This window comes from Vibrio sp. D401a, from assembly GCF_030248515.1.
Classification (GTDB): domain Bacteria; phylum Pseudomonadota; class Gammaproteobacteria; order Enterobacterales; family Vibrionaceae; genus Vibrio; species Vibrio rotiferianus.
Map to the genome: position 1 here is coordinate 61,476 of NZ_JAHGAI010000044.1, position 11,691 is coordinate 73,166.

13 protein-coding genes are annotated in these 11,691 nt (G+C 46.1%); 6 read left to right on the top strand and 7 right to left on the bottom strand.

What is annotated here, in order from left to right; all coding sequences use genetic code 11:
- Positions 1 to 10: 10 nt before the first annotated feature.
- Positions 11 to 253 (top strand): glutaredoxin domain-containing protein, encoded by a 243-nt coding sequence (locus tag KIV41_RS18685; protein ID WP_172461350.1) that lies wholly within the window; start codon positions 11 to 13, stop codon positions 251 to 253.
- Positions 254 to 484: 231 nt separating this feature from the next.
- A complete protein-coding gene (locus tag KIV41_RS18690; RefSeq protein ID WP_285337384.1) occupies positions 485 to 973 on the top strand; it encodes a GNAT family N-acetyltransferase in 489 nt (162 codons plus the stop codon).
- A gap of 82 nt (positions 974 to 1,055) precedes the next feature.
- On the opposite strand, the gene KIV41_RS18695 is transcribed toward KIV41_RS18690, so the two are convergent.
- From KIV41_RS18695 to KIV41_RS18710, 4 genes are all read right to left on the bottom strand, one after another.
- Positions 1,056 to 1,445: a hypothetical protein gene (locus KIV41_RS18695; protein ID WP_252043180.1), complete on the bottom strand. Its 390-nt coding sequence runs from the start codon at positions 1,443 to 1,445 to the stop codon at positions 1,056 to 1,058.
- Positions 1,445 to 1,669, bottom strand: a complete 225-nt coding sequence (yidD, locus tag KIV41_RS18700; protein ID WP_306309809.1) for a membrane protein insertion efficiency factor YidD — start codon at positions 1,667 to 1,669, stop codon at positions 1,445 to 1,447. The genes KIV41_RS18695 and yidD overlap by 1 nt, the downstream gene beginning before the upstream one ends.
- A 2-nt stretch (positions 1,670 to 1,671) precedes the next feature.
- Complete coding sequence (locus KIV41_RS18705; protein ID WP_005447484.1) at positions 1,672 to 1,887, bottom strand: DUF4177 domain-containing protein; 216 nt, start codon at positions 1,885 to 1,887, stop codon at positions 1,672 to 1,674.
- Between the two features lie 198 nt (positions 1,888 to 2,085).
- A complete protein-coding gene (locus tag KIV41_RS18710; protein ID WP_285337387.1) occupies positions 2,086 to 3,381 on the bottom strand; it encodes an alpha/beta fold hydrolase in 1,296 nt (431 codons plus the stop codon).
- 253 nt (positions 3,382 to 3,634) lie between these two features.
- On the opposite strand from KIV41_RS18710, the gene KIV41_RS18715 reads away from it, so the two are divergent.
- A complete protein-coding gene (locus KIV41_RS18715) occupies positions 3,635 to 4,801 on the top strand; it encodes a D-alanyl-D-alanine carboxypeptidase family protein (protein WP_285337388.1) in 1,167 nt (388 codons plus the stop codon).
- A gap of 122 nt (positions 4,802 to 4,923) precedes the next feature.
- Here the strand turns inward: KIV41_RS18715 and KIV41_RS18720 are convergent, their stop codons facing one another.
- Positions 4,924 to 7,581 carry an alpha-amylase family glycosyl hydrolase gene (locus KIV41_RS18720; protein WP_285337390.1) on the bottom strand — a complete coding sequence of 886 codons (2,658 nt, stop codon included), beginning with the start codon at positions 7,579 to 7,581 and terminating at the stop codon, positions 4,924 to 4,926.
- A 129-nt stretch (positions 7,582 to 7,710) separates the two neighbouring features.
- The gene (locus KIV41_RS18725; protein ID WP_285337403.1) at positions 7,711 to 9,147 is read right to left on the bottom strand and encodes a helix-turn-helix transcriptional regulator; all 1,437 of its coding nucleotides are present in this window, start codon (positions 9,145 to 9,147) and stop codon (positions 7,711 to 7,713) included.
- Positions 9,148 to 9,342: 195 nt separating this feature from the next.
- Here KIV41_RS18725 and KIV41_RS18730 point away from each other — a divergent pair, with 195 nt between their 5' ends.
- Positions 9,343 to 9,996: an oxygen-insensitive NAD(P)H-dependent nitroreductase NfsB gene (locus KIV41_RS18730; RefSeq protein ID WP_045390765.1), complete on the top strand. Its 654-nt coding sequence runs from the start codon at positions 9,343 to 9,345 to the stop codon at positions 9,994 to 9,996.
- A 5-nt stretch (positions 9,997 to 10,001) separates the two neighbouring features.
- A complete protein-coding gene (locus KIV41_RS18735; RefSeq protein WP_285337392.1) occupies positions 10,002 to 10,292 on the top strand; it encodes a putative quinol monooxygenase in 291 nt (96 codons plus the stop codon).
- On the opposite strand, the gene KIV41_RS18740 is transcribed toward KIV41_RS18735, so the two are convergent.
- Positions 10,289 to 11,218 (bottom strand): LysR family transcriptional regulator, encoded by a 930-nt coding sequence (locus KIV41_RS18740; protein ID WP_285337393.1) that lies wholly within the window; start codon positions 11,216 to 11,218, stop codon positions 10,289 to 10,291. The two genes, KIV41_RS18735 and KIV41_RS18740, sit on opposite strands and share 4 nt — an antisense overlap.
- 132 nt (positions 11,219 to 11,350) lie before the next feature.
- Between KIV41_RS18740 and KIV41_RS18745 the strand changes: the two genes are divergently transcribed.
- Positions 11,351 to 11,569, top strand: a complete 219-nt coding sequence (locus KIV41_RS18745) for a VF530 family protein (RefSeq protein ID WP_285337395.1) — start codon at positions 11,351 to 11,353, stop codon at positions 11,567 to 11,569.
- Positions 11,570 to 11,691: the final 122 nt, after the last annotated feature.

Genomic DNA, 11,691 nt, shown 5'->3' on the forward strand with positions numbered 1-11,691 from the left:
GAGAAGAGTGATGAAAATAGAAATGTACAGCAAGGAGCAGTGCTCCCAATGTGAAACCGCAGCAATGTGGTTGCAAAATCAGGGCTTTAAGGTGGCAACGCTCAAGTTAGGTGTGGAGTTTGAGCGGGAAACTTTGTTCGAGTTATTCCCAACCGCAAGAAGCTACCCGCAGTTTATGCTTGATGGCGAACCCATTGGTGATTTCAGTCGCTTAAAATCGGCACTCGCTTTTGAGCAAAGCGCTGCTTTCTAAGTTAGGTCTCTAATCCCCTTTTATTGAGAAAAGGGGATTTTTATTTCCACTTAAATTTTGTGGATGTTCAAATTATCAGTAAAAACTCATAAAACTGTTGAAAACGTACTCGACATGAATGGTCGAAATTTGTACTGTTGATTCGCTTCACATTCCTAAAACTTCTTATCCGATAATCAGTTGAAGCAAAGACCTGTGCTTGATACAGGTCGGTTGGCAAAGGAATTCAACATGCAACAGTTTCATATCAGAAAACTAAGAGAAGAAGACGTCCCACTGCTAAAAACGCTCTTGGTCGAACTCGACACTTCTCATTATAATGCTGAGCCAGATTTCTACCGTTCCCCGGAAGAAATGGCGCAGTTAAGGGAAGATCGTAACATCTTCGATAAATATTTTGATGGCAGCATCACGGCTTTTATTGCTTGTTCTAACCGACAGGTGGTTGGTTTTATTTCTGGCACCGTGCGAGAGGTTAACTCGATTATCTCTCCAGAAAGACGCGTCGGTTATATCAATGAATTGGTGGTGTCTGAAAGCCACCGAAACTTAGGGATTGGTTTGTCGTTGATGGATAAAATAGAGAGCGATTTGTGCAGCCAAGATATTGAAGAGATCGGCTTAACCGTGGCGTCATTTAATCACGAGGGTGAAGATTTTTACCATAAGATGGGCTACCGCGTGATCACCAAAATGATGAATAAGCGAGTCAAAGACTAGCGCCACATTATGTTGCGAGACACGCTCCCCAACCTTAAACTGAAAATACCAAACGTTGGGGAGTGCTATATCGTTTAATCATCTAGCTTCTTCGTACATCATTGAAGATTTCACAAGACAACTGATAATTGTGCTGTCTTGCTATTTTCTGTGAAAAAAACAATTGTGGTAATTCATAGATAACGAGTAACGCGAGGATAAGGAACGCACTAGGATGACCAAGAACAAAGCCAACGATACTTACGATTAACAATATTAGCTCTAAAGCAAATAAAGCATATTTACCTAGGTAGCAATGGTGAAAACCGCCAAGAAAGAACCAGTTTAATGTTGCATAGGTATCGGGGTCCTTGAGACGTTTAGACTGGCGTTCATAGAATTCTTTTTTTTGATGTTCAGGTAATGAGTTTACCTGACTTCTCAGTAATTCTTCCTGTTTCTCTAGCTTTTCAATTGGCTCAAATAAGCGCATTACGGTACCTCGTCATATATTTTTTCAATGAGGTCAGGTTGGTTACACCGCTTAATTCTTGCCAAACCAAGTTTCCAACCTTTTATTGCCCCATACTTAGCAATACATTGTTTGGTGTACTCTGAGCAAGAGGGCTCAAAATTACATTCAATATTCAATAACTGCTTTGAACCACCGCTAGCCTGGTAGCGATGGATCAATTTCAATGAGATATATTTAAGCAAACTTATCGGCCGAGAGTGATAATTACAGCCTCACGTTTCCAAAATAGCATAAAGCGTTTTTGTTCCACTACTTGGAATACAACTTGCCAACCATCTTGTGCGTACTTGTTCAGTTCTGCTTCCATCTTTTGCACAGGCAAGCCACTTGCACCTAGTAGAATTGTGCCGCAGCCACCTTCAACAATGTGAACCACTTTATATTCTGTAAACTTTGTCATTTTTATAACCAACTAATTTAATAAAAGCGGGATGTTACAATAAGAAATAAAATGCATCAAGATGCATTCACTTGGTTTATGTAATTGTATTTATTAATATTTGATACTGAGTCAAAAACGCCTCTCTATCTGGTGATAAAGAGGCGTTTCTATTTATGCAAATTACAGAATAGCTTTGTATATTTTAATATTGATGGTTTATTTCAAAGTTACCGCAGTTTGTTTACCCATCGCAATTAACTTGTCGAGAATGCGCTCACCATCTGCACGAAGACCGTTATGCTCATATTCGTTGGTGATCCACGCTTTTGAGTTCGGCATTGCAGCGAGCGTTTCACGGCTAATGTCCATTTCTACAAACATATCGTCGGCATAGACCGCACAGCTCACAGGCACCTTATTGTTTGCCAGTTGCTGCGCATCGTATAACGGCGTCCAATCGGCTTTCTCTGCTAGTAAGTCCGCAGCTTCTTTCAATGGTTTTAAGTTTACGTATTGCTCGAACATCCACGGGAAGACCATTTCTCCAGTGAAGTATAACGGCTTACCTTGTTCGTAATTGAACGCATCATGCTCTTGGCGCACTCGGTGAGCGCTCCATTGAGAAGCAAACCCTTGGCAGTAAATCGACTCGTGCAAAATCGCGTAAATTGGATTGGTCTGGAAGTTTTGCTGCGCCAGCATGTCGTTGAGGAATTCATAACGAAGCTGAGGCTTACCGTTCACTTCAATCAAGGCACTTTCTAGCCAGTAGTAAGTTGGCAAGAAGGTGTCACTGACACCAAAGTTAATCCCAATTTGTTGGAACTGTTCGACAGTAAAACGCTGACCATTTGGCAGAAACTCTTCGTGCTCCAACAAGTGATTGGCAATGTTTTGGCACAGTTGCTGCGCTTGTGGGAATTGCTGGAAGAAGGCTTGGTTCTTCTCCATCGTGCGCTTAAAGGTTGCGTGATACACATCATCCGCATGGCGAGAAACCGAAGGCACACCACCCGTAATGTAGCTTTTCAGCAGGCTGTTCGGGAATAGCGATAGGTAGGTTAGTGAGCAGAAGCCACCGAAGCTCTGACCCAAAATCGCCCACTTCTCAACACCAAATTGTTCACGGATAAATTCCGCATCGCGAACAATGTTGTCTGCGCGGAAGTGGCTTAAGTAGTCCGCTTGTTGCTTCGGCGTGAGGTGCGCAAGCGTCTGGTGATTGATCACGCTGCTGTTGCCAGTGCCGCGTTGGTCGAGCAGCAGTACACGATACTCACTCAGCGCGCGTTTGATCCAACCGTTGTTTCCGTTTGGACGAGGAGAAGGGAAGCCCGGACCGCCTTGAAAATACACTAACCACGGTTTGTCGGAGTCTTCATCGCCGACTAAACAAACGGAGCGAGCGAAGACGTTGATCGTGCCTTTGCTTAGATCTTGGTAATCCAGTGGCACGGTGAACGAGTGGGGTGTGTAATGCAGTCCTGCGTCGATAAATGATTGAGCGTTCATTGTTATGGTCTGTCCTTGTTTATAGTCGCTTTACGATATCGAATTCCTTATTAGAAACAATAGATTTGTTGTAAGAACTCGATTTTTGAAGCCTGAAAGGCAAGTAATGGCACTCAAAACAGAAACTCTTCGATCTTTCCGTGTTGGTATGCACTGAGTGAACTATGATCTGATAGGTGCAGTTTAGACATCACTGTCTTACCGTTTTTATGAAACGAGACATTTGGCGGTCATTGACCATGGAGGATGCTTGATGAACACGTCACTAACCCGAATCACGCTCGCTTATTTATTACTACAGCTCATTAGCTCGTCCGCTTTGGCGGTGGTGACGCCGAATCCACCTCAATTGCAGGCGAAAGGTTACGTACTAATGGATTTTCAATCCGGCGCTATTATTGCTGAGCAAAACGCGCGAGCCGGGTTAGCGCCTGCTAGTTTGACCAAGCTAATGACGGCTTATGTGGTGGGGCAAGAAATTAAAGCAGGGCGACTCAATTGGGACGATACTGTGACGGTGAGTGAAAACGCGTGGTCAGCTAAATTTCCTGACTCTTCTAAAATGTTCATTAAGCCAAAAGATGAGATTACCGTAGCAAACTTAATGCGTGGCGTGATTATTCAATCGGGTAACGATGCATGTGTCGCGCTCGCTGAACACGTTGCCGGTAGTGAAGGTGCATTTGTGGCGTTGATGAATGGCTGGGCTGACAAACTTGATTTGCAAGATACCTACTTCGTTAACTCGCATGGACTAGATAGCGAGGGCATTCAAACCTCACCAACAGATATGGCAAAGCTGATGCAATCCATCATCAATGACGTGCCTGAAGTCTATGCGCTTTATAGTGAGAAGGTATTTAAGTGGAACAAGATCACCCAATACAACCGCAATAAACTGTTGTGGGACAAATCAATGGATGTCGATGGCGGTAAAACGGGCTACACCAGCAATGCAGGGTACAGTTTGGTCAGTTCTGCTAAGCAAGGAAAGATGCGACTTATCTCGGTAGTGATGGGAACGCCAAGCAAACAGTCACGCATTAGTCAGTCTAAGAACCTGCTCAGTTATGGCTTCCGCTTTTATGACACCAAACAAGTGGCAAAACAGGGAGAAGTTCAGGCGAGTGCAAAAGTCTGGAAAGGCGATGTGAGTGAGATTGATTTGGGTTTTGCCCAGGATGCGTACCTGACGCTGCCTCGTTCTTTAACCGCTGGTTTAGACAAGAGTGTCGTCGTGAATGAGCCGCTGATTGCACCCATCGCAAAAGGGGATGTGGTTGGTAAAGTCGTGTGGAAGAGTGACGATAAAACCGTGGCGAGCTATCCATTGGTAAGTAACCAAGCGGTGGAAGAGGGCTCGTGGATTGGGAAGTTATGGGACAGTTTAGTGCTGTGGGTGAAGTCTCTGTTTAGCTAGCGCAAGGGTGATTTTCACATTAGTGATTTCAGAATTTCAGACAAAGAGAAGCAGCTCGAAGGTGAGCTGCTTTTTGTTTTTTATAGTTGAAACGACTTTTGCGTTTATTGCGGTTTCAGTGATTATTCAGACAAGGTGATGATTGGTAAGTCATCCCAAATCTTGCTCTCATCCGAAGCGCCGCCAGCGAAGTTCCAAGGACCTTTGTCTTGTTCCAGTGGACGGTAAGTGGCAGACAATCCATCCAAGTCCCAAGTTGTCACATAGAATCGAATGCCATCCAGTGAATCCGGTCGACCTAGTGCGTCACTCGCGAAGTCCATCGAAATGGTGTTGTTGGCTTTGTCTACGGTGACCATTGGTGCTGGCGTTACCGCTTCGCCCCATGTTGTCGCGTTTGCCCCTTGAGTGTTGTAAATCGAGCTTTGCCAGCCGAAGACTACAGCATTGCGACTCCATGCTCCGCTTGGCATAGAAGCGTTGATCTTAGGCAGTTCCGTTAGGTTGGATGCCGCTTCTTCCGGTAAATCAATGAAGATGGTGAAACCAACGTGGTCAAAGCCGTTTGGTGGCAACCAAGTATCGGTGATCTTGTCCATGGTGAAGGTCAAGCGCACGTTACTGCCGACGGTAAATACCTCGGCTTTGTTGATGGCGAGTTGGCTGTTGTCTTTGTCGAACGTCGGATCCGTAGGTAGCGAGTAGTTACCGTTAGGACCGCCCATGCCATCTTGCGCATCACCAGCATCATCAATCGTGTCGTCTGGCGTGTTTGACCAGCTTAAGTCCGACACAAAGTTCACATCTTCAATGCCTGCTTTTTTCTCAGTGGAGTAAATCGCGAAGCGGTGTTGCTGTTCGCCAATCGCAAAGTGACGGGTAGATAAAGTCACGCTAAATTGACCGTCAGCACCTACGGTAATGGCTTGTGCTGTTTCTAGATTACCGTCGACGACAAGGTTTAATTTCTCGTTTGCGTTAGCAGTACCAGTAATCACTATGTCATCAGTGATGGTTTGTCCTTCCCAATCCTGTGCCAGTTGGATGTTGAGGTCTGGGGTATCTACCGATTGGGTATCGTTAGTTTTTGAGTAAATCACGGCAGATTTGGCTGGTAGTTCTAGGGTTACGTGACCGTTTTCATCGGCGACTAACTGCTCCGGAGCGTCTGCCCAATTCGACATGATTTGTTGTTGGAAGACGGTGCCGCCCGCTTGCTCTACATCGAGTTGGTTCATCAACATCGGGGAATTCGATGTGTTCATTACCACCAAGACTTCGTCGTTATCCAACGTTCGGGTAAAGGCGAACACACCGGCGCCAGCTTTATCGCTGCCAATCACTTTCATTTCGCCGCGTGTCATGACTTTGTTTTCGGTACGTAACTTAGCAAGCTCTTGGATGAACAAGTACATCTCGCTGTTTTGGTCGAATGAGTCTACGTAGTCGCCGTCTTCACGGTAACCGCCAGCAAACATCGCATCGCGCGCCGCTGACATCGCCTGTTCAGTACCTTGGTAAATCACAGGGATGCCCGGTACCGCCATCATGGTAATCAGCGCTTGCTTCATATCGTTGACACTGCCTTGTGATAGAAAACGCGGCATATCGTGGTTATCAATGAAGTTCGGCATAATGTATGGATTCGGGAACATCTCCATCATTTTCTCAAGACGGAAGCGTAAGTAATCGGTCGGTTGTCCTGCTGCAAACACGCGCGTCATGGTGGCTTGTAATGGGAAGTTCAACACCGAGGTTAACTGCTCCGGTGAGCCGCTTTCGCCGATGTAAGTCAGCATCTTCTCTTCGCCTTCGGTGTTGTAAGGTGTGGATGTTTCGAAGACTTCACCAAAGGTCAGGAAGTTATCGCGACCAGTATCAACCGCTTGAGTCATCACACCATCGTCGGCGTGCAGGAAGTCATTCCAGAAATCGTGCTCAACAAACTTCACGGTATCGATACGGAAACCGTCAACGCCCACTTCACGGATCCATTTACGGTAGCTCTCTTTTAGATAAGCGCGTACTTCAGGATCGGACGTATTCAGGTCATCCAGATCCGACAGTTGCCAGGTTTTTTCTTGTACTGGGTCGTTATGGTCGGTGATGCTTGGCGTCCAGTGGTAAATGCCCGTACCATCTTCTTTACACTCATTCATGTTGAGCGGATAAGGCAGTTCTTGCCCTGCTGGCAGCGCATTTTCAATTAAACGGAAACCTTGGCAAGGTAGGCTAGGATCGTAATTGTATGGGTCATCGTAAGTGAAGAAGTTACCTACGTGGTTGGTCACGATGTCTTGAATCAAGAACATATTACGAGCGTGCACTTCTCGCGCTAACGCTTGGTAGCTTTCCATGTCACCAAAGTGCTCATCCACTTTTTGGAAGTCACGCGCCCAGTAGCCATGGTAGCCGCCGTAGTTTTGTTCTGCGTCCCACCATTGGTTTGCCACTGGCGGTGTAATCCAGATAGAGGTAGCGCCTAGGTCTTCGATGTAGCCCAGTTTGTCGCTGACACCAACCAGGTCACCACCACTGAATTTTTTGTCTGAGGTAGGATCGTACTCATTCTGACCTTGATCGTTAAGTGTGTTGTCGCCGTCGTTAAAACGGTCGATCATCAAGAAGTAAATGATCTGGTCTTGCCAATTAGGAGATGCCACGTGGCTTCCAGTATCTGCTGGCGTAGTTTCATCGCTACCACAGCCAGAAAGAGCTAAGGCGATCGCGAAAGGTAGTATTTTTATTTTATTCATAGGGTTAGGTAAGGTTTCAAACACGGTTTTTGTCTCCGTTATGCAGCAATGCGGAAACGATAAAGCAAAGGTTTTAAATTGAGAGTGTCATTTCACGCCAAAAGAGACGTGAAATGATGTCACGAAGTGCTGAGTTTGAACTGTGCTACATATTTAACTGAGTGGTTGCACAATTGGATATTGAATTGGGTAATGGTCTTTGGCTAACTCATTACCAGAATGATCATAGAGTCGGAATCGACACTGTTTAGCCGTTTGAGTGAGGGGCAGTTGCAGCGCCCAGCATGTGTAATCTTCTGCATTTTGAGTTTGGCTCATTGCGTGCGGAGCTGGCGCGTCACCGACATAGCACTTGATCTTCGCCACGTCTTTTAATCGACACGCAAGTTCCACAAACAAGGTGTGCTGAGTGCCGAGTTGAATAAGTTGCCTTGTCGGGACAATGTATTCCGTTGCGCCAATCAAAAGCCCTTTAGAAACCACGTAATCGCGCTGGTGGTTGTTATCAATATAGCGCTCACCATCGACTTCATAACACAGTCTAAACGTCAGTGGATGAGCGACGGGCAGCTCTGTTGTCGCCCATAGTTCGGTGCCATTGTTCAAAAAACGCTCGAAGAAGGCTGGGTAGCGACGCCACGTGCCATCACGGTCTCGACACTCAACGGAGACCACTTTTTCAAACGCAATGTTATCCACTTCCATCCAGATTTTACCGACGGGTTGGTCAATGTCGTTATCGGCTAGAGTGTTCGCTTTGGCGTAGTACAAGCGGATAGGTTGGTTGTTGAGATGAGTGCGGTTATCCAAGCACTGCTGGCGATATTGCATTGGCGAAAACGGATACCAACGGCGAAAAGTTCGGTGGAAGTTGGAAGGTTCTTCATAACCCAACTGATAGGCGATTTGCTGCGTTGTGAGTTGAGTGTCTGCGAGTAGAGCTAATGCGTGCTTTTTCTTGGCGAAGTCGACGCATTGCGAATAGCTCATTTGTTTTTCTTGCAGGCGACGTTGTAAGGTGCGCTTGGATACGCCCAATTGCAGTGCGGCTTGTTCTAATTTCAGTGCGTAATTGCTGTTTTTGACGAACAGAGCATTAAGCACGCTCAACAATTCTGGCTGTTCAATTGGCTGGTGAGACAGCAGCAAATAAACATGTTTCACCAAGTCGAACACAACCGAGTTCTGTTTCGGGCTGCTGTCTTCTTCTAGTTCGAAATGAGCAGAGTAACGGTCATGGTTGTGAAGCTGAATGCGCACAGATTCACTCAAACCTAGTTGTTCCAATTGCATCAGCAGCAAGTCATAAACCGATTCTGCCCAGCTTGGCATCTCGGTAGCTCGGCACTCTAGCCGCATCTGAACCTGGTTATCACTGTGTTCGAAAACAATGTACAAGCGACGGTCGAACAGCGAAACAGTTTTGCTCCACCACAACAGACCTTCACGCAGCGTCGGTGCCTCTTGCAACATCATAGATTGCAAGGCAACCAGCTTTTCAATGTGCCAATATTCGCCAGCAATTCTTAGGTGATTGTGCCCGAGTTTTTTGCAGAGAAAGGGCGTGATGATGTTGTCTTGAGGCAGCATGAAAGTGGTTCGGTAACGGAGCAAAGGCGACATTATTGCTTAAACCGAGTGTTGCTTCAGTGAGAGTGCTCAAAGCTTGTTACATCGGCGATTTTCAAATTTATTTTGAAGATGTTTTTAACTGAAATCGGTTTTTCCCTGTAACTCATAAGGTTAAAGTGATAACCAGCATAAACTACTCGACTGGAGAACCCGATGGACATCGTTCAAGCTGCTAAATCCCGCTACTCAACCAAAGTCTTTGACCCTACTCGTAAGCTGCCTCAAGAAAAGATCGACGCAGTCAAAGAGCTGATTCGTTTTAGTCCATCGAGTGTGAACTCTCAGCCGTGGCACTTCATTCTGGCAAGCACAGAAGAGGGTAAGCAACGTATCGCAAAAGCAGCGCAAGAGAGCTACGCGTTCAATGCTGCGAAGATCTTGAATGCGTCACACGTGTTGGTGTTCTGTGCCAAAACGGCCATCGATAACGAGTACATTGAAGCACTATTGGCGCAGGAAGAAAAAGACGGTCGATTCCCAACCGAAGAAGCAAAAGCAGCGGTACGTGGCGGTCGTAGTTACTTTGTGAACATGCACCGTTTTGACCTGAAAGACGCCAATCATTGGATGGAGAAACAGGTCTACCTCAACGTAGGTACATTATTGCTGGGCGCTTCAACGCTAGAAATCGATGCGGTGCCAATCGAAGGTTTTGATCCGAAAGTGCTGGATGAAGAATTTGGTCTTCGCGAAAAAGGCTACACTGGTGTTGTGATTGTGCCGCTTGGCTACCACGCAGAAGATGACTTTAATGCCAAGACGCCTAAGTCACGCTGGGAAGCAGAAACTGTATTTACCGAGATCTGATCAAGATGATTCATTTAGTTGCAGAAATTAAAGCCTACCCAGATAGTATCGACAACGTAACCAACTTACTTTCTGGTCTACTAGAACCTTCTCGTGAAGAAGAGGGGTGTTGCCAATACGAATTGTATCTGGACCAGAATATCGAAGGCTTGTTCATGTTCCAAGAAATTTGGGCATCGCAAGAAGCATTAGATAAGCACCTACAAAGCCCACATATCGCAAAATGTTTTTCTACATTAGAAGAAAACGCATTGCTTGAATACACGCAAATTCGCCCTTTGAGATTTGTTGGTTAACGACTCGGACAGAATGTTGCCAGCACCTTTTCTCTCTGCTGGCAGCACTTTTCCTGAATGAAGTCACGAAAAGTTCGAATCGTTGGGGTGAGCAAACGGCGGTCAGCGCAAACCATATAAAGGGGCACTGGACCACTATCCCATTCGGGTAATACGCGAACCAATCTTCCCTCAATCAAATCTTGACTGATATCCATCAGGGATTTGTTGGCTATGCCTTTCCCTTTAAGCGCTAAGCGATGGGATAAGTCACTGTCGTTGCTAAGCAGCTTGCCACTTACAACAACTTGTTCTGTTTCGTCTCCGCGAGTTAGCGTCCATTTGTTGTAAACCGAATCCGCCACCATGTAACACAAACAGTTGTGTTGGGTTAGATCTTCCGGTTTGGTCAGCACAGGATTATTTGCGACGTATTCTGGTGATGCGCACAGGATTCGCTCATTTGCGCCACACAACGCCAATACGACGAGGTTAGAGTCAGCAGGTTCGCCGTAGCGAATCGCGATATCGACAGGTTTGGTGTACATATCGGTCAAGCTATCAGACAGCTCTAACTTGATAGAGACGTTCGGGTAAACATCAATAAATTCATCAACCCAATCAAGCAGCATGTTGCGACCAAAATCAGATGGCGCGGTGATGTGCAGCTGACCTGATAACTCGCCACGCGCGCTTGATATCTGATCTAACCCCTCTTGCAGTGTTGCCAGCGCTTGAGTGGTTTTGTCTAGGAACAGCTCACCTTCCGAGGTTAAGCGAAGGCTGCGAGTGGAGCGTACAAACAGAGGAAAGCCAATTTGTCCCTCAAGACGTTTGATCGATGCACTGATGGCTGCTGGTGTCATGTCCATGCTGTTGGCGGCTTTCGAAAAACTGCCTTGGCGTGCGGTTTCGACAAAGATATTCAGATCGTTGAGGGCTTTCATAATGAAAAGGGCTTTTTAGAAGTTTGGGCTACTATAGGGGAGAGTCGCAGGGCAATTCAAGGTTAAAACATTAGGTTGCACGGCGAGTTTGAGTTAGATTAGCGCGCAACTTCACTTTACCGGATCAATAGCATGAGCCAACAGCAGCCGAATAACCCACTTCACGGGTTGAGTTTAGAGAAAATCCTTACCCGTTTAGTTGAGCACTTTGGGTGGAACGGAATGCATGAGCGCGTTCGTGTGAACTGCTTTAAGAAAGATCCTTCAATCAAATCTTCGTTGAAGTTCCTACGCAAAACGCAGTGGGCAAGAGATAAAATAGAAGCGCTGTACATCGAAACGTTCTGCTAATCGGATTTGGTGCACGTTTAAATGAGAGATTCCGGATGGCTCGCTGAGGCTCGTCCGGAATGACGCTGATTTCTTGTTGCGTTGTCGGTTATTTAGACCTTAATCTCTCGCATCTCGCATCT

Excerpts from the sequence above, each read along its gene's own strand:
- KIV41_RS18735 (WP_285337392.1), top strand. The coding sequence starts at position 10,002 with ATGATTCATTTAGTTGCAGAAATTAAAGCCTACCCAGATAGTATCGAC.
- KIV41_RS18685 (WP_172461350.1), top strand. The coding sequence starts at position 11 with ATGAAAATAGAAATGTACAGCAAGGAGCAGTGCTCCCAATGTGAAACC.
- KIV41_RS18690 (WP_285337384.1), top strand. The coding sequence starts at position 485 with ATGCAACAGTTTCATATCAGAAAACTAAGAGAAGAAGACGTCCCACTG.
- KIV41_RS18695 (WP_252043180.1), bottom strand. The coding sequence starts at position 1,445 with ATGCGCTTATTTGAGCCAATTGAAAAGCTAGAGAAACAGGAAGAATTA.
- KIV41_RS18715 (WP_285337388.1), top strand. The coding sequence starts at position 3,635 with ATGAACACGTCACTAACCCGAATCACGCTCGCTTATTTATTACTACAG.
- KIV41_RS18705 (WP_005447484.1), bottom strand. The coding sequence starts at position 1,887 with ATGACAAAGTTTACAGAATATAAAGTGGTTCACATTGTTGAAGGTGGC.
- KIV41_RS18730 (WP_045390765.1), top strand. The coding sequence starts at position 9,343 with ATGGACATCGTTCAAGCTGCTAAATCCCGCTACTCAACCAAAGTCTTT.
- KIV41_RS18725 (WP_285337403.1), bottom strand. The coding sequence starts at position 9,147 with ATGCTGCCTCAAGACAACATCATCACGCCCTTTCTCTGCAAAAAACTC.
- KIV41_RS18740 (WP_285337393.1), bottom strand. The coding sequence starts at position 11,218 with ATGAAAGCCCTCAACGATCTGAATATCTTTGTCGAAACCGCACGCCAA.
- KIV41_RS18745 (WP_285337395.1), top strand. The coding sequence starts at position 11,351 with ATGAGCCAACAGCAGCCGAATAACCCACTTCACGGGTTGAGTTTAGAG.
- KIV41_RS18710 (WP_285337387.1), bottom strand. The coding sequence starts at position 3,381 with ATGAACGCTCAATCATTTATCGACGCAGGACTGCATTACACACCCCAC.